Raw genomic sequence first — 20775 nt, 5'->3', positions numbered from 1 at the left:
CCGTACAGGTCTCCCCGGCCGCTGCCCATTGCCCGTGTGTATCGATCGTGTTTCGGGTCGGCGGGCAGGATGCCACATCTCCACCCGCGTGTCACACCACATCGCGTGCCCCGCCGGCATCCGAGCGGGCGTTTCGCACCCTCCCCCGTAGCCGCTTTTGGCGCCGGCCTCAGCGGGAGGCGATCACGCCCGTCCAGACGGGGAAGCCAGGGTCGTGGGCGGGCCAGACCTCGGAGGACGGGGCTCGATGGAGGGATGCCAGGCGCGAGATCGCGCGATCGGCGAGCTCGGGGCCGTCGACGCCCACCGTCGAGCCGCAGCGGACCTCGCGCTCGACGTTGTCGAGCAGGTCCGCGGCGTCGCCCGCCAGGACGACCGTGCGCGCGGGCAGCTCGACGACGAACGACTGGTGGCCCGGGGTGTGGCCGGACGTGTCGATCGCGGTGAGACCCGCGGCCAGCGGCGTGTCGCCGTCGAGCAGGCCGAGCGTGAGGCCGTCGCGGTCGAGGTCGGCGCGGAAGAGGAAGTTCCCGCGCGCATCGGTCGTCTCGCGAACGTGCTGCCACTCCCGGCGCTGCAGCAGCAGCGGTTGGTCGGGCGTGAGCAGGCGGGCGGCACCGGTGTGGTCGAAGTGCGAGTGCGTGAGGAGCGCCGCCGCGAGGTCGGCGAGGTCGAGCCCGGCCTCGGCGAGCTGGTCGACCAGCGGGTCGCCGGGCGGGACGATCGGCGTGTAGTTCTCGTAGTCGAACGATGCCGTGCGCGTCGCGCGGTCGCGGATGCGCGCCGGCTCGAACCCGCCGTCGACGATCACCCACCCCTCGTCGAACACGACCGCCACCGCCGTCACCGGCTCCATGAGGAACCGGAAGGTGCTGCCGCCCTCCAGGGAGACGGCCTCGGGGATCGGCTCGTACGCCACGACCATGGGGACCAGGCGTCGCGGCCGCCCGCTCAGGCGCAGGGGCGGCAGATCGGCGTGATCGACGACCGTCGAGCTCACGCCGTCGCCGCCCGGAATGCGCGCCACCCGCCGTACGTCGTGATGTCCGTCGCACCTTCCAGCGCGACGGCCTCGCACAGGAATCCGGCGACGCTCGACCCGTCCGCGAGGACGGCGGAACCGATCCCCATGGGCGCGGGCAGGTCCGCGACGAAACGTCCGAATCCCGCCGCCGGGAGCCGCCACACCTCCCCCGCGATCGCGGCGCCGCCGTCGGTCACGCGGGCGAGGCCGGGCTTGGGCGGAACCGTGTCGAGGGCGTAGAGCCGGTACTGCGCGGCCGTCTCGACCTCGGCGACGAACGTTCCACCCGCGGCGACGAGCTGGTGGTTCAGCGGCTGACCGCGCAGGTGCGCCCCGACGACCAGAAGCTCGACGGCCGGCGCCTGGATGCGCTCGGCGAGCTGCGCGAGCGTGCGGTCGGCGAACGGCGCGCCGGTGAGCATCACGCCGAACGCGCGGCCTCCAACGACCCCGGCGGGGACGGCGAGGGCGCTGCGGTCCAGCAGATTCGCGAAGTTCGTGTACCGGCCCATACGACTGTTGGCTCCGACCGGATCGGCCGCGACCTCGTCGAGGGTCGGATGCCACGTGGTCGTCGGCGTGAGCAGCGCCACGGTCCCGTCGAGTCGGTGCAGACCCTCCGCCCCCAGGCGGTCGAGACGTTCACGGTCGCGGAAGTAGTCCGCAGCCCGCGCCTCGGCACCGCCGAGGACGATCGCCGCGACGGTCGGGTCGAGGTCGGTACCGACGAGCTCGGGGTGCGCCGCGATGAAATCGCCCACGGCCGCCGTGCGCTCGGCGACGAACGCGCCTCCGTACAGCAGCGAGGCCGCCTCGAGGAGGGGAGCGATGTCGACCTCGACGATCTCGACGCCCGAGGCGGCGAGCGAGGCCACGACAGCGCCGAAAGCCTCCGCCCACCCGTCGGCGAGGCCCTCGAGGTGCTCGGGCGTCGGGACGGCCACGCGGGGACGGGCGTCGAGCGGGGGTGCCGGTCGGTCAGGGCGAGCGAGGGGGTCCACCCCGTCGGGACCGGACATGAGCTCGACCGCTGTGCGAGCGGTGAAGAGATCGCGCGCGAACACCGTCACGCAGTCGAGGGTGCGGCAGGCGGGAACGACGCCGGTCGCGGGGACGAGACCGACGGTCGGCTTGACGCCGACGATGCCGTTCAGCGCGGCGGGCACGCGACCGGACCCCGCCGTGTCGGTTCCGAGGGCGAGATCGACGATGCCGAGGGCCGTGGCCACGGCCGAGCCCGAGCTGGAGCCGCCCGAGATGCGGGTCGGATCCCAGGCGTTGCGCACGGCGCCGAAGGGACTGCGCGTGCCCACGAGCCCCGTCGCGAACTGGTCGAGGTTGGTCTTGCCGATCACCACGGCCCCCGCGGCACGCAGGCGCGCCACGGAGGGGGCGTCCCGCTCCGGTGTGTACGCGTACGCGCGACTCCCGGCTGTCGTCGGCATCCCCTCGACGTCGATGTTGTCCTTGACCGCGGCGACCAGACCAGCCAGAGGCAGACGCTCGCCCGCTGCGACCCCGAGATCGACCTCGGCGGCCTCGGCGACGGCATCCTCTTCCTCCCGGAGGGTGATCCACACCTCGGGGCGATCGACCTCGCGGAGCCGGGCGTACGCGGCGCGGACCCGGTCGACGGCGCTCACGCGGACACCTCGACGGCGGCGAGCAGCTGGCCCGCGGCGACGGTCTCGCCGGGGCGGACGAACACCTCGGCGATGGTCCCCGCGGCGGGGGCGCCGAGCGCCGTCTCCATCTTCATGGCCTCGAGCACGATCATCCTCTGTTCCTTCTCGACGGGGGTTCCGGGGGTGGCGTCCACGCGCCAGACCGACGCGGCGAACGGGGCCGTGATGCCGACCGTGCCGGGCGGGAGTTCTCGACCGACGGCGGCTGCGGCCGGGGCGGCGTCGTGCACGCGATCGAACTCGCCGCTCGCGCGCCACCGGTCGCGCTCCTCGTCGAAGGCGCGCCGCTGGCGCTCGCGGAACGCCGCGATCCCGGGCGCCTTGTCGGCGAGGAAGCGCTCGTACTCCGCCAGGGCGAACTCGCCCTCGACGGTCTCGAAGCTCCCGCGTCCGGCATCCACGTCGGCCCGGAGGTCGAGCAGCTCCTCGGGCGACACGGGGTACCAGCGGATGCGGTCGAAGAAGCGCAGCGCCCACGGGTTCTCGGTGAACAGCCCGCCGCGGCGGAAGCGGTTCCAGATCTGGACGGTGCGGCCGACGAACTGGTACCCGCCCGGGCCCTCCATGCCGTAGATGCACATGTACGCGCCGCCGATGCCGACGGAGTTCTCGGCCGTCCACGTGCGCGCGGGGTTGTACTTCGTCGTGACGAGGCGGTGGCGAGGGTCGAGCGGCGTCGCGACGGGCGCGCCGAGGTACACATCTCCCAGCCCCATCACGAGGTACTGCGCGTCGAACACGGTGCGGTAGACGTCGTCCACGCTGTCGAGCCCGTTGATGCGGCGGATGAACTCGATGTTCGACGGCGTCCACGGGGCGTCGTCGCGGACACCCGCCATGTACCGCTCGATCGCCAGCCGGGTCGCGGGGTCGTCCCACGACAGCGGCAGGCGCACCTCGCGCGACGGCACGACGAGCTCCGACGTCGACGGCAGGTCGTCGTCGAGCTCGCGCAGCAGTCCCACGAGCTGCGAGGCGCGGAGAACCGAGGCATCCGTGTGCACCTGGAGCGACCGGATGCCGGGGGTGACGTCGACGATCCCTCTCGGGGCCTCCTGCGCCAGACGCTCCTGCAGCGCGTGGACGCGCATGCGCAGGCCGAGGTCGAGCACCTGGTCGCCGAACTCGACGAGGACGTTGTCGTCGCCGTCGCGGCGATACGTCGTCCGGGGGCGGAGCACGCGCTCCCCCTCGACCTCGGCCTCGCGCACGGCGATCACGCCGTCGTCGCCGTCGCCGACACCGACGAGTGCGGGCGCGGCGACAGCGGGGTCAAGGGCCGCGGCATCCGCCTCCCGGACCGGCGCGAAGCGCACGATGTCGCCCGGCCGCAGCTGACCCAGCTTCCACAGATCACCGGATGCCACGACCACCGGGCACACGAACCCGCCGAGGCTCGGCCCGTCGGGGCCGAGGAGCACAGGGGTGTCGCCGGTGAAGTCGAGCGCGCCCACCGCGTAGGGCGTGTCGTGGATGTTGGAGGGGTGCAGCCCCGCCTCGCCGCCGTCGGTGCGCGCCCACGTCGGCTTCGGGCCGGTGAGCCGCACGCCGGTGCGGGCGGAGTTCACCTGCACGCGGTACTCCGCGGAGTACAGGGCGTCGATGTCGGCGCGCGTGAAGAACTCCGGCGCGCCGTGCGGGCCCTCGGTCACGGCGATCGTCCACTCCGACGCGAGGTGCGGGCGATGCTCGGCGGGTGTCGGTGCGGGGGCGGTGACCGCGGCCGAACCCGGACGCAGCACGTCGCCGGTCACGAGCGCGCGGCCTCCGTGCCCGCCGAAGCCGCCGAGCGTGAAGGTCGACGCGCTGCCGAGATACGCCGGGACGTCGATCCCGCCGCGCACGGCGAGGAACACGCGCATGCCCGGGCCGTCGGCGGTGCCGATGCGCAGGACGCCGCCCGCGGGAACCTCGATCGGCTCCCACTGCGCGGCGGGGACGCCGTCGACCTCGACAGCGACCGGGGCGCCCGTGACCGCGACGACCGACGCGACGCTGAAGCGCAGGGTCGGACCGGTGAGCGTGATCTCGAGTCCCGGCGCACCCTCGGGGTTGCCGACGGCGAGGTTGGCCTCGCGGAACGACACGGCATCCATCGGCCCGGACGGCGGGACGCCGATTCGCCAGTACCCCACGCGTCCGGGGAGGTCCTGCACGGTCGTGAGCATGCCGGCATCCATCACGTCGATGCGCGGATCGGGGTCGCGCGCGTCGTCGAGCGTCCCGGTGTCGTGCGCGACGGCGCGGACCCGCGGGTCGTTGACGATCTCGCGGATCATGCCGGCGCCGGTGACGATGCCGTCGATCCGCGTGTCGGCGAGCGCGGCCGAGAGCCGGTCGAGCGCCTGGTCGCGGTCCTCGCCGTGCGCAATGACCTTGCCGAGCAGCGGGTCGTAGAACGGCGAGACCTCGCTGCCGGCCTCGACCCAGGCGTCGACCCGGATGCCGTCACCCTCGGGCAGCTGCACGGCGGTGACGAGTCCGGTCGACGGGGTGTTCCCGCGGTCGGGGTCCTCCGCGTAGATGCGGGCCTCGACGGCGTGTCCGCGGGGTTCGCGGGCCTCCTCGAACAACGTGTCCGGGACGGCCGCGGGGCCGCCGCCGGCGAGATCGAGCATGAGGCCGACGAGGTCGACCCCGAACACCGCCTCGGTCACGGGGTGCTCGACCTGCAGGCGCGCGTTGACCTCGAGGAAGTACGCGCGCTCGGCGACGGGATCGTAGACGAACTCGGCGGTTCCGGCCGAGCGGTACCGGATGCCGGATGCCAGAGCCGCGGCGGTGCGGTGGAGCTCCGCGCGGACCGCGTCGGGAAGCCCCGGCGCGGGTGCCTCCTCGACGACCTTCTGGTTGCGGCGCTGTAGCGAGCAGTCGCGGTCGCCGAGGACCGCGACACGGCCCGCGCCGTCGCCGAACAGCTGCACCTCGACGTGGCGGGCGGGGCGCACGAATTTCTCGAGGAACACCCCGGGCGTGCCGAAGCTCGCCGCCGCCTGACGGACGACCGCGTCGTACGCGGCGCGGAGCTCGGCGGCATCCGCGCACACCCGCATGCCGATGCCGCCACCGCCGCCGGTGGCCTTGAGCATCACGGGGTATCCGATGACGGATGCCGCGCCCTCGGCCTCGTCGAGGGACTCGAGCACGCCGGTGCCGGGGAGGAGCGGCACGCCCGCGGTCTCGGCGAGCGCCCGCGCGCGGTGCTTCAGACCGAAGGCCTCGAGCTGCTCGGGCGTCGGACCGACCCACGCGAGCCCCGCCGCCTCGACGGCGCGCGCCGCGTCGGCGTTCTCGGCGAGGAACCCGTACCCGGGGTGGATCGCCCCGGCGCCGGTGGCGCGGGCGGCGTCGAGGATCGCGTCGATGCGGAGATACGACTCCGCGGCGGGGGCGGGGCCGAGGCGCACGGCCTCGTCGGCCTCGCGGACGTGGGGCGCGGCGCGGTCGGCGTCGGAGAACACCGCGACGGTGCGGAGGCCCCGCTCGCGCGCGGAGCGCAGGATGCGGCGGGCGATCTCGCCGCGGTTGGCGACGAGGAGGGTGTCGAAGGAGGTCACGGGCGCGTCACCACCATCCGCAGCGGCGTGCAGCTGAAGTCGTTGCACGGGTTGTTCATCTGCGGGCAGTTCGACACGATCACGAGCACGTCGCGCTCGGCCCGCAGGGCCACGCGCTTGCCCGGCGCCGACATGCCGTCGACGATGCCGAGCGATCCGTCCTCCTCGACCGGGACGTTCATGAACCAGTTGAGGTTCGACACGAGGTCGCGGGCGCCGAGACCGTAGCGCGCGGCCTCGGCGAGGAAGTTCTCGCGGCATCCGTGCTGATACAGGGTGTGGTGACCGTAGCGGAGGGTGTTCGACTCCTTCGAGCACGCGCCGCCGATCGTGTCCTGACGGTCGACCTCGTTGCCGACCACGGTCATCAGCGGGCGGCCGAGGTTGCTGCGGAGCACCGTGCCGGTGCGGACGTAGACGTTGCGCTGCCACGCGATCGTGTCGGCGGCGCTGTAGCGCTCGTCGGTGTCGTCTGCCGCGTAGACGAGGAAGTCGGCGGACTGGTTGCCGCCCACGTCGACGATCGTGAGGACGTCGCCGGCGCGGACGAGGCCCGACCAGGGCCCGCGGGGCGCGACGCGCTCGTCGAGTACGACCTCGCCGGGGACGAGCGGTTCGGACCACTCGAGGGGGACGCCCTCGGCGTGGACGGGACGTTCGGGAACGGTGGTGATCATGACGACTCCTGTTCAGAGCCCGGCCAGGGCGGCGTACGTGATGCTGTTGCGGTAGGCGCGTTCGCGCTCCGGGGTGAGGGAGAACACGGCATCCCCCTCGGCGGTCGGCTGAGACGCCCACGCGGTGATCTGGAGCGGGCCGACGACGTAGTCGTCGCGCGGGTCGAGCGAGTGGGGGACGTTCGCGACCAGCACGATCAGCGGCAGCTCGGCGACGAGGTCGACCGAGGCACCCGGCCCGGCGGAGCCGAGCCACTCGAGGTCGCCCTCGGGATTCGCGCGCACGCCCTGGAAGAACGACACCGCCGGCGGCAGGTCGCGCGCGGTCAGGCCGTGTTTGCTCGCGGCGAGACGGAGGAGACCGTGGCCGGACGGCGACGGGCCCTCGGGCGCGGCGTCGCCGTAGCGCTGCTCGTTCCAGGTGTCCGTGGAGGTGCCGCAGAACGCGTCGTGGTGACCGGAGGTGTCGGCGGCGATCGTCGCGAGCACGCGGCCGTCGCCCGAGAGCAGCGGGTGACCCTCGCCGAGGTAGGCCTGCCAGGGGATCTTCTGCGTGTCGGCGACGTTGAGGCGCTCGCCGGGGTTGGCCGCGTTGAAGAGGAGCACCGCGGCGCACGCGTCGCCCGTGGGGTCCGTGAAGCGCAGGCGCGTTCCCCGCGCAACGCGGAGGTGGGCGTACCCACCCGGGGCGACCGTCTCGGCCCAGCGGAGGTCTTCCGCGGCGACCCCGTCCGGCGCGAAGGGCGCGGTCGAGGGCGGGAGATACGGCATCCATTCCGACTGCGCGGCGCGGGCGCGGGCGTCCTCCCGGGCTCGCCCCACGTTGCCGAGGGCGTCGACGCGACCTTCCATGTGCGACCTCTTTCTGTCGATTGACAGGTATTAGAGCAGGCGTGCGTTTCGGTGGCGTTACGGGCCGCCCGGGTACGGTGGGGGCATGGCCGCGACGAGAACCGGACGACCCCGGGCATCCGGCTCCTCCCCCACCGGCCTCGGCACCCGCGCCGACGTCCTGGCCGCGGCCGCCGCCCTCTTCGGCACACGCGGGTACGCCTCGGCCAGCACGCACGCGATCGCCGAAGCCGCCGGCATCCGTCAGGCGACGCTGTACCACCACTTCGCGCGCAAGCAGGACATCCTGCTCGCGCTGCTGCTCGACACCGTGCAGCCCTCGCTCGACGTCGCGGCCGAACTGCTCGCGCGCGACGAGGAGCCGGCCGCACGCCTGTGGGCGCTGTGCGTCGCGGACGTCACGCTCTTGGCCGATGCGCCGCACAACACCGGGGCGCTGTACCTGCTGCCCGAGGTGTCGGACGCGGCGTTCGAGCCGTTCCGCGACCGCCGCAGCGAACTCGAGACGACCTACCGCACGCTCGTGGCCGCGTGCGGCGTCGCGCCCGGCGCCGCCGCCGCCGGCGCCTCCCTCGTGCTCGCGCTGGTCGAGAGCGTGATCCTGCAGCGCAAGGGTGGACAGACGGCGACCCTGGATGCCACGACCATCGCCGCCGCCGCCTTGCGCGTGCTCGACCTCGACACCGCGACGCGCGAGCGCGCGGCCACGGCGGGTCCGGGCGTGCTGGCGGCGCTGGGCTGAGCCGCGCCCGCCGGGCGGGGCCCGATCCCGGAGCCGCCGCGGCCGCGCGAGCACGCCGGGCGGGGCCCCGATCCCAGAGCCGCCGCGGCCGCGCCAGCACACACAAACGCGATTCGCGACCATAAACGCGCTGTCCCCGCGTTTCTGTGCGCGGAGAGCGTTTATGCGTGATCGAGAGCCGCGGCCCCGGGCGCGGCTCCACCCGGAACTCCAGCCCCGGATGCCACGGGCCGGCGCCCCGGATGCCGTACCTCGAATGCCGCGCCCCGGATGCCGCGCCCCGACGCCGCGGGCGATTTCACGCGCCTTTAACACGGCCGAAACCACGCGCGACCCCGGTGAGCGGATCGTTTCTGTCAAGCAACAGAAACCCGAACCGCCCCTCATCGCCGGGAGCCCGCCATGATCATCTTCGGAGTCGCCCTTAGCGTCGTCCTCATCCTCGTCGTCGGCATCGTCGTCGCGCGGAAGGTCGACGGAGACAGCGCGAACTACCTCGTCGCCGGGCGCCGCCTCGGCGTCCCCCTCGTCGCCGTGAGCCTCACCGCCGCGGCCGTCGATGCCAACGCCACGGTCGGCAACACCGACCTCACCTCGCAGTTCGGCTTCTGGTCGGGAGCCTCGCTCGCGATCGGCCTCGCCCTCTGCCTCCTGCTGACGGGGCTGTTCCTCGCCAAGCGCATGAACGCCATGAAGCTCTTCACCCTGGGCGACTTCTTCCGCCTGCGATACGGCCGGCCCGTCGAGATGCTGGCATCCATCCTCATGATCGTGTCGTTCACGTTCCTGCTGGCGGGGAACCTCGTCGCGTGCGGCTTCCTGCTCGAACGCTTCGCGAACATCCCGTACGCGTGGGGCGTGGTGCTCGCGGTCGCCCTCGTGCTCGCGTACACGGTCGCCGGCGGGCTGTTCTCGGATGCCTACACGGCGGCGATCCAGACGACGATCACCGTCGTGGCGGCCATCGTGCTGCTCGCGTGGGTCGCGTACTCGTACGGCATCGTCATCCCCGAGGGGATGGGCCCGTTCGACCTCGAGCAGCTCAGCGACCCCGCCGCCGGCGCGCCGATCAACTGGGCCACCCTCATCTCGCTCGCGATCGGCGACATCGTCGCGATCGACTTCATGCAGCGCGTGTTCGGCGCCAAGAGCCCCTCGGTCGCGCAGCGCTCGTGCTTCGTGGCCGCGGGCCTCACCGCCGCGATCGGCACGATCTTCGCGATCGTCGCGCTGAGTGTCTCGTCGACCCTCGGCATCTCGGTCGAGAACGGTCCCGTGCTGTACACGCTGCTGAGCGACTACGCGCCGCCGATCATCGCGATCCTCGTTCTCTCGGGCATCGTCGCGGCGTCGTTCTCGACCGCCTCGGGCGCGATGCTCGCGACGTCGGCCATCGCGGTCCGCAACATCTTCACCGTCCGCCGCCACACGGGCACCGGTCCCGACCCGCTGCTGCGCTGGACGCGCGTGGCGATGATCCCCTTCGTCATCGCCGGCGCCGTGCTCGCGATCCGCGTCAGCCAGACCGGCATCCTGCTCACCCTCGCCTTCGATCTGATGCTCGCGTGCCTCGCCGCCCCCTTCGTCATCGGGGTGTTCTGGAAGCGCCCCGGCGCGGTCGCCGCCCTCGGCGCAATGGCCGTCGGGTTCGTCGTGCGCATGGTCTTCCTCGCCCTCACCCCGACGCTGTACGGCGTGCCGAACGACATCCTGTACATCCCGAACGAGCTGATCGGGGCGGACTTCGACGGCTGGGCCACGCTGATCTCGGCGCTCATCGGTTTCGGAACCTTCGTCGCCCTCGCGTTCGCGGTTCCGCGCCGCGAGTCCGAGCTCGACCGGGAGCTGGCCGTGCTGGCCGATCTGGCGGCGGAGCGGGAGGCGTCGGAGAAGGAGGGGGTGGGGGTTCCGGCCTGAGCGCGCGAACGACCCGCGGGGCCGATCCACCATCCGGTGTGGTCGGCCCCGCTTTCGCGTCACGATTGGCGCGTTCGCGGCTCCCCTCCACGCTCCGGACGGCCACCGGCCTCACCCTCCCGCCTGAACACCGCTCGGATGACAACCGCTCGTCCATGTGCGCCACACCCCCGGCGCGGTCGCGACCACCGGCATCCCCCTCCACGGATGGACGCCCCTGCCCGACGAGACGGTGAGCATCGTGACGCCCTCCTCCGTGGCATCCGTCTCACTGGAGCGCTTCTGAGGGCTCGGCGCACCCCGCACGCTCCGGGGCCGAGGGCCTAACGTGGAGGAATGGCTCGAATGCGCATCGAACCCGACGACGCCCCCACGACACGACTGTCGGACGGCTCGATCGCGCGCGTCTCCCCCTCGGGCTTCGTCTCGGGCTTCGAGCTCGTGGTGGACGGCACCCCGCAGTCGCACGTCGACCTCGACGACCCCACGCACCTGCACTTCGAGTACATCGCCCGCATGGGCGCGGTCATCGATCGACTCCGGATGCCAGGACAACCGCTGACCGCTGTGCACCTGGGTGCGGGTGCCCTCACTCTTCCCCGTTACGTCGAAGCCACTCGGCCGGGCTCGCGGCAACAGGTCATCGAGCTCGAGCCCCGACTGTGGGACCTCGTCCGCGAGAACCTCCCCCTCCCCCGCGGAGCCGCCGTGCGCGTGCGGATCGGTGACGCGCGCGCGGGCCTCTCGCGGCTTCCCGCCGGCCTCACCGGCGCCGTGGATCTCCTCGTCAGCGACGTGTACTCGGGGGCGCAGACGCCCGCGCACCTGACGACGGTGGAGTTCTATCGCGAAGCCGCCGCCCTGCTCGCCCCCGACGGCGTGCTCCTCGTCAACGTCTCCGACGGGCCCGGCCTCGCGTTCGCGCGTCGTCAGGTCGCGACGGTGCGCGAGGTGCTCCCCGAAGTGATCCTCCTCGCCGAGGTGCAGGTGCTGAAGGGCCGCCGATTCGGCAACCTCGTGATCGCCGCCTCCGCGGCTCGTCTTCCGGTCGAGTGGCTGCCGCGACTCATGGCCGCCGGACCGCACCCCGCGAAGGTGTCGCAGGGAGCCGAGATCGAGGAGTTCGTGCGCGGTGCGCGTCCGGCGACGGATGCCGACGCCACGCCGTCTCCCAAGCCCTCGGCATCCCTCTTCGAACGCTGACCGCGTGGCGGCTGGGCACATCGGCCTTCGCGACGCAGACTGGAGACCATCGGCCATTCGGGAGGAGCGACGGTGAGCTATATCCGCGGGTATGACCCCGACACATTGCGCGAGATCACTGACTCTCGTGAGTGCGCGGAGCGTCTCGACGAGATCGGCTCGCAGCGCAGCCTCCCCGCCCTGCTCGAGCGCGTGTGGCTGCTCAAGGTGCTCGACCGCTTCGACGAGGCCCTCGCGATCTCGGAGCAGTCGGTGCGCGTCGCCCGCATGGCGGGCACTCGCCGCGACCTTCTGCGCGCCCGCATCCTGCACGCGACGATCATGCAGTGCCGCGGCGCCTACGCCGCCGCCGAGCAGGAGCTGACGATGTGCGCCGAAGAAGCCGAGGGGCAGAACTGGGCGAGCATCGCCGCGTTCGCCCTGCAGCACCGCGGCAAGGTGCACTACGACGAGGGCGACTACGACAGCGCCCGTCGCGACTTCAAGCGTGCGCTGTTCCTCCGTCAGAACGCCGGAGCCACCGACGCCCAGCTCGAGTCGACGCTGCTCGCGATCGATGCCGCCGACCGCCGTCGTTCGCGCGAGGTCGTCGCGAGCTGAATGTCGTAGCCCCCGCTTAGTCTTCCGGTCATGTCCGAACTGCAGCGCGTGCGCACCTGGGCAGAAGCGCTCATCGCCCTGCACCTCGACGCGTCATGGACGTTCGGCTTCGACAACGCCAAACGCCGCGCGGGGCTCTGCGACTACACCCGCAAGCGGATCAGCGTGTCGCGCTACCTCGCCGCACGCTACGACGACGACACCAATCACCAGACGCTGCTGCACGAGGTCGCGCACGCCATCGCAGGCGGCGCAGCCGGGCACGGCCCGGTGTGGAAGCGCACCGCCCGAGAGCTCGGCTACGTCGGCGGAACGACCCACGCCGGCGAGACGGCCAACGAACTCGCCCCGTGGGTCGGCACGTGCCCCGCGGGACACGTCGCCTACCGGCACCGCCGCGCGACGCGGCCGACGTCGTGCGCGAAATGCGCCCCGCACTTCGACCCGCGCTTCGCGCTGTCGTGGGTCCGGCGCGACATCAGCCGCGCGACGCGCCTCGCGGCCGCGACGCCGCGCTGACGCGGGCCTTTTCGGCGCGCGGGCAGTTCCCGCGCGCGGGCCTTTCCTGCGCGCGGGCAGTTCCTGCGCTCGGGCCTTTCCGGCCCCGCAGATTCGGAAAAGCGGCTTGGATTCGGACGAAAGCCCGCGTTCGGTCCGAATCCACGCACCATCTCCGGATCCGCGCGGCCGCCGGGGCCGGGGCCCGGGCGGGTCAGTCCGCGCGGAACGCGTCGTCGATGAGCGTTGGGACGACGGATGCCGCATCCCGCGCGGCCGCGGCCTGCACCACGTCCGCACGCCCGGCGTCGGTGAGCGACCGACCCGTGCCGCTCGCCGAGAGGAGGTGGCGGGCCGCTCCGCGGAGAGCGCGATACCCCTCGCCCGCGAGGGCCGCGTCGGGCGAGGCGTGGTCGATGCCGAGGTCACCGAGTGCGGCGATGACGGCCCCGGCCCCCAGCAGGTCGTCGACGGCGAAGCGGAGGGTCTCGGCATCCGAGCCGTCGGGGTACCCGACCGCGATGAGGGCGATGCTCGTGCGCGCTGCCCGCGCCGTCTGAATCTCGAGGACGCGGTCGGCCACGGCACGCGCATTCCGGATGCCGCCGACGAGAACCTCCGCCGCGTCGCCGGCCGCAGCACGCACCAGAGCGGCGGTCGGAAGCCCCTCGACGGGCAAGGTCGCCCCCGCTTCGATGGCGGTGAGCGCATCGGCCAAGAGTCCGAGGGTCTGCACGAGAATCACGACGTCGGCCGGGGCGAGGCGGTCGAGGCCCGGCCGACCCCAGTCGAGACGCACCTGGTAGTTCGCTTGGGCGTGCGGGGTGGGGTCGTTCGGCATCCCTCGAGCCTAAGCCGGGTGCGCGCGCCCGCCGGCGTCAACCCGGGTGTCGCTCACCGACGGTGCGGCAGAATTCGCAGCATGCGCATTCTGTTGAAGTTCGTGATCGATTGCGATCCGGATGCCGCGTGGCGAGCGCTCCACTCCCCGCGCGCCGTCGCGGAGCTGTACGGACCGCTCCTCGACGTCGAAGCGCTCGGTGAGATGCCGACCTCGTTCTCATCGGGCGACGACGTCCCGGTGCAGATGAGCCTGGCCGGCGCCCTCCCCCTCGGACGTCAGTTGATCTCCGTCGCCGATCGCGAGACGACCGACGGGAATGGTCGAGTGCGGGTGTTCCGCGACTGGGGTGTGCCGCTGACCGGTCCTCTCGCGGCCCTCGACGTCTGGGACCACCAGATGGCGGTGTCGGCGGCTCCCGGTCAGCCCGGGCGGACACTGTGGCGCGAGCGCCTCACGATCGGCGGGTCCGCCGCCCCCGTGCTCTGGCCGGGGCTGTGGGCGATGTGGCAGTGGCGCGAGGGCCGCATCCGGGCTCTCGCCCCGACCTGGGCCTACGACCCCGAGTCGAACGACGACGACGCCTGACGCGGGCGCGAAACGCGGAGGCGTGCCGCGGGCACCTGACGCGGGCACGCCCCCCGGACGCGCTGCCGCTCAGACCAGGCCGTGCCGATAGGCGAAGACGACCAGCTGGACGCGGTCGCGTAGCGCCAGCTTGGAGAGGATGCGGCTGATGTGCGTCTTGACCGTCGCCTCCGAGAGGAACTCCTGCGCCGCGATCTCGCTATTGCTGAGGCCGGCCGCCGCGAGCACGAAGATCTCGCGTTCACGCTCGGTCAGGTCGTTGTAGCTCTGCGGCACGGGCTCGGCGGTGCCGTTCTCGGCGATGTGGGCGAAGAGTTCGCGGGTCGCCTCCGCCGCGATGACGGCTGAGCCGGCGTGGACCGTCCGGATGGCGGACAGGAGGAACTCGGGCTCGGAGTCTTTGAGCAGGAATCCGCTGGCGCCGCCCTGGATCGCGCGGGCGGCGGCCTCGTCGAGGTCGAAGGTCGTGAGCACGACCACGCGGGGTGCGCCGGGCTCGCGGAGGATCTCCGCCGTCGCGGTGAGCCCGTCCATGACCGGCATGCGCACGTCCATGAGCACGAGATCGGGTCGCATCGCGCGGACCATCTCGACGCCCTCGCGACCATCGGACGCTTCGCCGACGACCTCGAGGTCGGGCTGCGAGTCGATCACCATCCGGATCCCGGCGCGGAACAGCGCCTGATCGTCGACGAGAACGATGCGTACGGGGGTGGTGCTCACTCGGTCGGTTCCTCTCGACTGTTGGTCGGGTGCGGGGCTCACTGCGGCGCCCCGACGGGCAGCGTCGCGCGGACGACGAAGAAGCGCCCCTGCGGCTCGGCGGTCAGGCGGCCCCCGACGAGCTGCGCGCGTTCGCGCATCCCGATGAGACCGTGTCCGCCCGACGGCTGCGACGGACCGTCCACCCGGGCGTTACGGACCGTCAGCTCGACGCGGTCGGGCAACCACCCGAGGTGGACGTCGACGTGGCGATCGACGCCGTGGCGAAGCGCGTTCGTCAGAGCTTCCTGCAGGATGCGGTAAACCGCGAGCTGGATCGCCGCCGGCGGTTCCCCGGGGGGCGCCGGATCGACGTCGACCGAGAGTTCGACACCCGCGGCTCGGACGTGCGCGTACAGGGCATCGAGATCGGTCAGGCGAGGCTGCGGCCCCTCGGCCTGCGTATGGCGCAGTTGCGTGAGCAGTTGGCGCACGTCTGTCAAAGCGGCTCGAGCGGTCGTCGAGATCGTGGCGAGAGCCGCCGTAGCGGCGTCCGGGTCGGCGGCTGCGGCATATCGCGCCCCGTCCGCTTGCGCGATCACGACGGCCAGCGAGTGCGCGACGACATCGTGCATATCGCGCGCGATGCGCACGCGCTGCTGCTCCGCGATGGTCTCGGCTTCGGCGAGGCGCTGCGCGCGACTGTTCTCCGCCGCTCGCATCGCCGTTCGCACCAGAGCTCCCGTCACCCACGCGAGCAGGAGCGCGAACGCCGCCGCCAGAAGAATGGCGAAGATCGCGAACACGTCGTTCGGCTGGACGGGCGACGTCAGCCTGCGGACGACCAGGTACAGCGTGACCAGGACGGCGCCGCCGACGGCCGAGGCGAAGCCGGTCCAGAAGACCCGACGTGAACCGTAGGCCGCGGTCGTATAGAGCACCGCGAAGATGGCCATGTCGGTCGGCGAAGGTTCTCGCCCCAGGCCCATCTGCAGGAGGGCACCCGCCCAGGCCAGGGAGAGGGCGAGTCCGGGGCTCAAACGCCGCAGAGCGACAGCCCCCGTGAACGCCACCACCATGACGCACGCCCCGATGTTCTCGAGAGCAGAGGGCTCGGTCGATGCGAGTTCGACGGCGAGCGCGAGCAGCCCGAAGATCCCGGCGAGGACGAGGTCGGTCACCAGTTGGTATCGGCGCAGCGGGCGGAGGGAGAGCATCGCGGCAACGCTACAGACCCGCGGGGGACGCGGCATCCGTCCCGCGATGTATTCGTGGACGCTCGCCGGGATGAGGCGTCTGGGGAGGAGAAGTCAGGCCGGGAAATCGGCCGGTTCGATCGGCCGCGCCTCGAAGAAGGTCTGGAGGACGATCGTCGTGCGCGTGTTCACGTGCGCCGCCGCGCGGATGTCGCGGATCAGCTCCTCGAGATCACGCGGCGTCGGCACACGGACGAACAACATGTACGCCGCGTCTCCCGCGATGGAGTGGCACGCCTCGATCGCGGTGAGGTGCGCCAGCAGCTCTGGCGCGTTGTCGGGCTGCGCGGGGTCGAGTGGCGTGATCTCGACGAAAGCCGCGAGAGGGCGACCGAGAGCCTCGGCATCGAGGACCGGCCGGTAACCTCGCACGATTCCGCGCGCTTCCAGCCGACGCAATCGCGACTGAACGGCGGAGACGGACAGACCGACCCGTTCGGACAGGTGCGACAGCGTCGCGCGCGCGTCGAGGGAGATCTCGCGGACGATCGCCGCATCGACGGCGTCATCGAGGCGCGCGGGGCGGGCAGAAGCCTCGGTCATGGCGTCGACAGTATCAGGGTGCCGCGACATCATCCTGGCGCCACGTGTAAGTTTTCCGTTAGCATGACATTCTGACAGGAATATTTCCCGCTGAACGGAGGATGCCATGACCATCGCGACGCCTTCCCGCGCCTCGCACGAGTTGCTCGACGGCCGCACCGTCGCCGAGGTCGAGCTCACTCCGGCGTGGGCGCAGCTGAAGAGCGCGACCGTCGCACTGCAGGGTCTGCAGGCGAGCGACGGGTCGATCGCCGACGCGGCAGCCGCCGCCCCGCTCCTCGACGACATCGTCGAGGCCATCGAGACTCTCGCGCCCCTCTTCCCGCACGACGCCGCCTACCTCGACGCCTCGATCGCGGACTTCCAGCGCTGGCGCGACGCCGGACTCGGTGTGCCCGATTTCCTCGACTCGCTCGTGGCGTTCCAGCCCCAGGAGCACCGGGTCGACGGCATCCGTCATCTCGTCATCTTCCCGATGTACACCCAGAACGGTTCGCGTGATCGGCACGTCGAGGCGATCCTCGTCGAGGCCATCTGGCCCGACTTCATCGCCCGGCTCGAGACGGAGTACACCAACCGGCTGTTCGTCTCGCTGCGCCTGATCGACTTCACCCCGGGGTACGACACCAATTCGGCCGTACTGTTCCCCGAGACGGTCGCGATGCGCGAGATCCCGACGTTCACGTGGGGCGCGATCTTCCAGGACCGCGAGGCCGCCCGCTACCGCCGCGTGACCCGCGCCGCCGCCGAGATCACGAAGCTCGAGCTCCCCGCGGCCGCCGCCCGCATGCTCGACGACCAGTCGCTCACCGAGCAGACGTTCGTCATGTGGGATCTCATCCACGACCGCACCCACATGCGCGGCGATCTGCCCTTCGACCCGTTCATGATCAAGCAGCGCATGCCGTTCTTCCTGTACTCGCTCGAGGAGCTGCGGTGCGACCTCACCGCGTTCCGCGAATGCGTCGCGTTGCAGGCCCGCCTGTCACTTCGACAGGCTCAGGGACCGGAGCTGGATGCCGCGGAGCAGGCCATGCTCGAACACGCCGGGCTCGTGCAGTACGCGGTGATCTTCGACCGCATCTTCCGCTTCGCGATCACGGGGTCGCGTGTGCGCAACTACGACGGCCTCGGCGGTCAGCTGCTGTTCGCGTGGCTGCACCAGCGCCGCGTGCTGCACTGGACGGACACGTCGCTCGCCTTCGACTGGGACGAGGTCCCCGCCGCGGTGATCGCCCTCGCCGACGCGATCGACGAGCTGTACTGGCGCTCGATCGACCGCCCGAAGACGGCGCACTGGCTCGCCGCCTACGACCTGGTGCGCTCGGTCGTCACCCCGCACCCCGCCTCGGTGTGGGCACGCGGTCTGCCCGATGACGTGCTCGCGGGTCTGCCGAAGGGCTACACCGACGCCGTGCTCGACGACGAGTTCCCGCTGTCGATGTTCTTCGAGGCACTCGAGAAGAAGATGCGCCCCGTGATCGCCTCGACCGAGGGCATCCGCGGCACGGACTGAGGCGCCGCTCCGCCCCCGCGGCGGGTTTCCCCCGGCGAGTGTCCAGAACACGACATAACCGCCCACGGCCACACGGCGTTTCTTGGACACTCGACGAGGGTGGGCGCGAACGGCCTCGACGGGGCGCGCGGGGCGGGACACACTGGATGAGGGAGGCGATGATGACCGACGTGGTGGCCATGGACGAAGGCGTGCGGGACCGACTGGTGCTCCTGGCGGGCGGCACGAGCGCTGCGGGACGCTCCGCCGCCCGGGTGCTGCTCGACGCCGGGGCTCGCGTGGTGGTCGTCGGCAGCGACGACGACCGCCTGGCGTCGGTCGCGGCCGAGGTCCCCGGCGTCGCGGTTCGACGCTGCGACCTCACCGATTCCGACGCGGTCGACGCCCTTGTTGATCACGTGCATTCGGCACACGGCCGGGTCGACGGTCTTCTGCACCTCGTCGGCGGTTGGCGCGGAGGCGGCGGACTCGCGGGTCAGAGCGACGACGACTTCGCGTTCCTCTTGCGCTCGCTCACGGCTCTGCGGCACGTGAGCCGCTCCTTCGACGAAGACCTCAGAACCTCGGATGCCGGCCGCTTGGCGATCGTCTCTTCGACCTCGGTCGCGCGCCCCCTCGCGGGCGGCGCCAACTACGCGACGGTGAAGGCCGCCTCGGAGACCTGGGTTCGCGCGGTCGGTCAGGGCTATGCGAAAGACGCGCGCGACGCGGCGCGGGAACCCACGGCGGCGGCCGTCATCTTCCGGGTCAAGAGCCTCGCCGGCCTCGAGGATGCTCTGGCCGCCTCCTTCCTTGCTCTGTGGGACGACGAGGCCGCCGTGCTGAACGACGTGGTGATCGGGATCGAGGGGGCGGACTGACCCCGCCGGGCGGGCACGTCCGTCCGTCCCGAACCGATACGCGTCGTCGAGAGCGCAGGTCTCGTCTTCGCGCCGACGTGTGTGGTGCCCCCTCAGTCCCGCCCACGATCCGGCGCGGCGGGGGCTATCCTCGCGTCCCCGTGTCCGTCAGCACGGGCGGTGTGACCAACGGTGGTCTCGACCGTTCGCTGGACCTCGGGTGGAGGACCGCTCGGCGCGACATCGCCGTCTGGGCCCGGCCGCGGGGGCACGGACGACGTGGTGCCCTCGGCATCCGAAACGCCCGTCTCGACGACCTCGGCGTTCACCTCGGCCGTGCGGTACTGAAGAGAGAGCGTGCGGTAGGAGCGGGTAAGGAAAGCAAGGGAAGCCGCGATCACCATGAAGAGACCCGCGAAGACGAAGACGAGCGCGATGCCGCGGGAGTGCCCCTCGCCGAGCAGCCAACCCCAGGTTGCCTTCCCCGTGTCGCCGTCCATGTAGGGGATGATCGCGAAGGCCGCGATCGGCGCGATCAGGAACGACGTCACCGGCGCTGCGGCCGACTCGGCGGCGGCGGCGAATCCGAACACCCGCCCCTGAGTGGCGAAGGGCACGACTTTCTGAATGACGGTCTGCTCGGCGGACTCGACGACCGGGATAAGTGCCATGTAGACCCAGATCCCCACCGCGAAGAGCCACCCCCATTCCCGCAGGGTGAAGATCGCCCCGAGCACGCCCATCCCGATGACGACCCACAGCATCGTGCGGATGGGATTTGGACCGAGGCCGAACTTCGCGACGAGGCCGCCTCCGACGATGAAGCCCGTCGCGGTGATCGCGAGGACGACGCCCCAGACTTCGGCGTTGTAGACCCGTCCGTCGATCTCCCATCGGTAGAGGTCGAGCCCGTACGGGTCCATCAGCGCCATGTAGACGCCACCGATGAGGTTGTTGAAGGTCGAGAAGATGATGAGCGCGATGAGCCCGGGGGCCGCCCGGACGGCGCGCCACGCTCCGCGCAGATCGACGATCGGCCCCGGTTCGGCCCCTGCCGCCGGCTTCTCTTCGGCGATGCGGATGGTGAGCAGGTGCACGAGTGCGGCGAGCGTGAGCCCGATAGCGATGGCCAGCGTTCCGCCCATGCCGAGGAACCCGACGGAGAGGCCGCTGAAGACGCTCGTGACCACGAACGCCAGGCCTTGGACCGTCCCGACGAGACCGTTCGCGTTGGCGTGACGTTCGACCGGCACGAGAAGGGTGACGGTGGTGGACAGGGCGATGTTCCGCATGTTCTCGACGACAGCGCCCGCGAGGATGACCGCGGAGAACACCCAGAACCACGGTCCGCCGAGATCGAGCAGGGCCGACTCGGGGAAAGCCAGCCACAGCGCGCCGGCGACGAGGAACGCCGTCAGGGTGACGAGCCCGGAGAACACCATGACGCGGTGCTTGCGGTGTCGGTCGACGATCGAGCCGAAGACCATCGCGAACACGGCGAGGAGAAGCATGTACGCGCCGCCGACGATGCCGGTGGCCAGGACAGAACGCGTCTCGAGGTAGACCCAGAAGGTGAGGGCGAACCACAGGAAGCTCGTGGTGACGTTGGCCGCGGCGGTGTTGACGAGAACCGCGAGGAACGTGCGGTTTCCACCCGTGGGAGCGCCCGCGACGACGGCGGCGGAAGACGGTTCGGCGGACATAGCCACACGGTAGACCCGACCTCCGACATCGG

The 20775-nt window shown here is 71.7% G+C and carries 19 protein-coding genes; 9 read left to right on the top strand and 10 right to left on the bottom strand.

The window, feature by feature from the left end; translation table 11 throughout:
* Positions 1-169: 169 nt before the first annotated feature.
* The 5 genes from NS283_RS10085 to NS283_RS10065 are packed head-to-tail and all read right to left on the bottom strand — an operon-like array spanning position 170 to position 7795.
* On the bottom strand, positions 170-1027 hold the full coding sequence (locus NS283_RS10085; protein WP_058596732.1) for an MBL fold metallo-hydrolase: 858 nt from the start codon (positions 1025-1027) through the stop codon (positions 170-172).
* A complete protein-coding gene (locus tag NS283_RS10080; RefSeq protein ID WP_058596731.1) occupies positions 997-2667 on the bottom strand; it encodes an allophanate hydrolase in 1671 nt (556 codons plus the stop codon). The genes NS283_RS10085 and NS283_RS10080 overlap by 31 nt, the downstream gene beginning before the upstream one ends.
* On the bottom strand, positions 2664-6266 hold the full coding sequence (gene uca, locus NS283_RS10075; protein ID WP_058596730.1) for an urea carboxylase: 3603 nt from the start codon (positions 6264-6266) through the stop codon (positions 2664-2666). The genes NS283_RS10080 and uca overlap by 4 nt, the downstream gene beginning before the upstream one ends.
* Positions 6263-6943, bottom strand: a complete 681-nt coding sequence (locus NS283_RS18675) for an urea amidolyase associated protein UAAP2 (RefSeq protein ID WP_058596729.1) — start codon at positions 6941-6943, stop codon at positions 6263-6265. The genes uca and NS283_RS18675 overlap by 4 nt, the downstream gene beginning before the upstream one ends.
* Before the next feature lie 12 nt (positions 6944-6955).
* Entirely contained in the window at positions 6956-7795 is an 840-nt protein-coding gene (locus NS283_RS10065; protein ID WP_058596728.1) for an urea amidolyase associated protein UAAP1, read from the bottom strand.
* Between the two features lie 85 nt (positions 7796-7880).
* On the opposite strand from NS283_RS10065, the gene NS283_RS10060 reads away from it, so the two are divergent.
* The 6 genes from NS283_RS10060 (at position 7881) to NS283_RS10040 (ending at position 12776) form a co-directional block, all read left to right on the top strand.
* Entirely contained in the window at positions 7881-8537 is a 657-nt protein-coding gene (locus NS283_RS10060) for a TetR/AcrR family transcriptional regulator (RefSeq protein WP_058596727.1), read from the top strand.
* Between the two features lie 402 nt (positions 8538-8939).
* Positions 8940-10454, top strand: coding sequence for a sodium:solute symporter family transporter (locus NS283_RS10055; RefSeq protein WP_058596726.1), 1515 nt, complete (start codon positions 8940-8942; stop codon positions 10452-10454).
* 157 nt (positions 10455-10611) lie between these two features.
* On the top strand, positions 10612-10740 hold the full coding sequence (locus NS283_RS19340; protein ID WP_275044482.1) for a hypothetical protein: 129 nt from the start codon (positions 10612-10614) through the stop codon (positions 10738-10740).
* A gap of 50 nt (positions 10741-10790) precedes the next feature.
* Positions 10791-11657, top strand: a complete 867-nt coding sequence (locus NS283_RS10050; RefSeq protein ID WP_058596725.1) for a spermidine synthase — start codon at positions 10791-10793, stop codon at positions 11655-11657.
* 72 nt (positions 11658-11729) lie between these two features.
* A complete protein-coding gene (locus NS283_RS10045; protein WP_058596724.1) occupies positions 11730-12257 on the top strand; it encodes a tetratricopeptide repeat protein in 528 nt (175 codons plus the stop codon).
* Between the two features lie 30 nt (positions 12258-12287).
* Complete coding sequence (locus tag NS283_RS10040; protein WP_058596723.1) at positions 12288-12776, top strand: SprT-like domain-containing protein; 489 nt, start codon at positions 12288-12290, stop codon at positions 12774-12776.
* Positions 12777-12969: 193 nt separating this feature from the next.
* Here the strand turns inward: NS283_RS10040 and NS283_RS10035 are convergent, their stop codons facing one another.
* Positions 12970-13596: a 2-phosphosulfolactate phosphatase gene (locus NS283_RS10035; RefSeq protein WP_058596722.1), complete on the bottom strand. Its 627-nt coding sequence runs from the start codon at positions 13594-13596 to the stop codon at positions 12970-12972.
* An 81-nt stretch (positions 13597-13677) separates the two neighbouring features.
* Here NS283_RS10035 and NS283_RS10030 point away from each other — a divergent pair, with 81 nt between their 5' ends.
* Positions 13678-14184, top strand: coding sequence for a hypothetical protein (locus NS283_RS10030; protein WP_058596721.1), 507 nt, complete (start codon positions 13678-13680; stop codon positions 14182-14184).
* Positions 14185-14253: 69 nt separating this feature from the next.
* Here NS283_RS10030 and NS283_RS10025 read toward each other — a convergent pair whose 3' ends face one another.
* The 3 genes from NS283_RS10025 to NS283_RS10015 form a co-directional block, all read right to left on the bottom strand.
* A complete protein-coding gene (locus tag NS283_RS10025) occupies positions 14254-14841 on the bottom strand; it encodes a response regulator (protein WP_058596749.1) in 588 nt (195 codons plus the stop codon).
* 104 nt (positions 14842-14945) lie between these two features.
* A complete protein-coding gene (locus tag NS283_RS10020) occupies positions 14946-16103 on the bottom strand; it encodes a sensor histidine kinase (RefSeq protein ID WP_241492226.1) in 1158 nt (385 codons plus the stop codon).
* 93 nt (positions 16104-16196) lie between these two features.
* Entirely contained in the window at positions 16197-16685 is a 489-nt protein-coding gene (locus NS283_RS10015; RefSeq protein ID WP_058596719.1) for an Lrp/AsnC family transcriptional regulator, read from the bottom strand.
* 106 nt (positions 16686-16791) lie between these two features.
* On the opposite strand from NS283_RS10015, the gene NS283_RS10010 reads away from it, so the two are divergent.
* Both NS283_RS10010 and NS283_RS10005 read left to right on the top strand, forming a co-directional pair.
* A complete protein-coding gene (locus tag NS283_RS10010) occupies positions 16792-18201 on the top strand; it encodes a DUF6421 family protein (protein WP_058596718.1) in 1410 nt (469 codons plus the stop codon).
* A gap of 158 nt (positions 18202-18359) precedes the next feature.
* A complete protein-coding gene (locus NS283_RS10005) occupies positions 18360-19061 on the top strand; it encodes an SDR family NAD(P)-dependent oxidoreductase (RefSeq protein WP_081317366.1) in 702 nt (233 codons plus the stop codon).
* A 92-nt stretch (positions 19062-19153) separates the two neighbouring features.
* Here the strand turns inward: NS283_RS10005 and NS283_RS10000 are convergent, their stop codons facing one another.
* Positions 19154-20743, bottom strand: a complete 1590-nt coding sequence (locus NS283_RS10000; RefSeq protein ID WP_081317365.1) for an MFS transporter — start codon at positions 20741-20743, stop codon at positions 19154-19156.
* Between the last annotated feature and the right edge of the window lie 32 nt (positions 20744-20775).

It is taken from the genome of Microbacterium testaceum, assembly GCF_001476285.1.
GTDB lineage: Bacteria > Actinomycetota > Actinomycetes > Actinomycetales > Microbacteriaceae > Microbacterium > Microbacterium testaceum_B.
The sequence above is the reverse complement of the archived record's forward strand: the minus strand, read 5'-3'. Positions and strand labels throughout refer to the sequence as shown.

Coding starts and splice junctions, on each gene's coding strand:
- NS283_RS18675 (WP_058596729.1), bottom strand. CDS start 6,943: ATGATCACCACCGTTCCCGAACGTCCCGTCCACGCCGAGGGCGTCCCC.
- NS283_RS10065 (WP_058596728.1), bottom strand. CDS start 7,795: ATGGAAGGTCGCGTCGACGCCCTCGGCAACGTGGGGCGAGCCCGGGAG.
- NS283_RS10060 (WP_058596727.1), top strand. CDS start 7,881: ATGGCCGCGACGAGAACCGGACGACCCCGGGCATCCGGCTCCTCCCCC.
- NS283_RS10055 (WP_058596726.1), top strand. CDS start 8,940: ATGATCATCTTCGGAGTCGCCCTTAGCGTCGTCCTCATCCTCGTCGTC.
- NS283_RS10050 (WP_058596725.1), top strand. CDS start 10,791: ATGGCTCGAATGCGCATCGAACCCGACGACGCCCCCACGACACGACTG.
- NS283_RS10040 (WP_058596723.1), top strand. CDS start 12,288: ATGTCCGAACTGCAGCGCGTGCGCACCTGGGCAGAAGCGCTCATCGCC.
- NS283_RS10035 (WP_058596722.1), bottom strand. CDS start 13,596: ATGCCGAACGACCCCACCCCGCACGCCCAAGCGAACTACCAGGTGCGT.
- NS283_RS10030 (WP_058596721.1), top strand. CDS start 13,678: ATGCGCATTCTGTTGAAGTTCGTGATCGATTGCGATCCGGATGCCGCG.
- NS283_RS10025 (WP_058596749.1), bottom strand. CDS start 14,841: ATGGTGATCGACTCGCAGCCCGACCTCGAGGTCGTCGGCGAAGCGTCC.
- NS283_RS10020 (WP_241492226.1), bottom strand. CDS start 16,103: ATGCTCTCCCTCCGCCCGCTGCGCCGATACCAACTGGTGACCGACCTC.
- NS283_RS10015 (WP_058596719.1), bottom strand. CDS start 16,685: ATGACCGAGGCTTCTGCCCGCCCCGCGCGCCTCGATGACGCCGTCGAT.
- NS283_RS10010 (WP_058596718.1), top strand. CDS start 16,792: ATGACCATCGCGACGCCTTCCCGCGCCTCGCACGAGTTGCTCGACGGC.
- NS283_RS10005 (WP_081317366.1), top strand. CDS start 18,360: ATGATGACCGACGTGGTGGCCATGGACGAAGGCGTGCGGGACCGACTG.
- NS283_RS10000 (WP_081317365.1), bottom strand. CDS start 20,743: ATGTCCGCCGAACCGTCTTCCGCCGCCGTCGTCGCGGGCGCTCCCACG.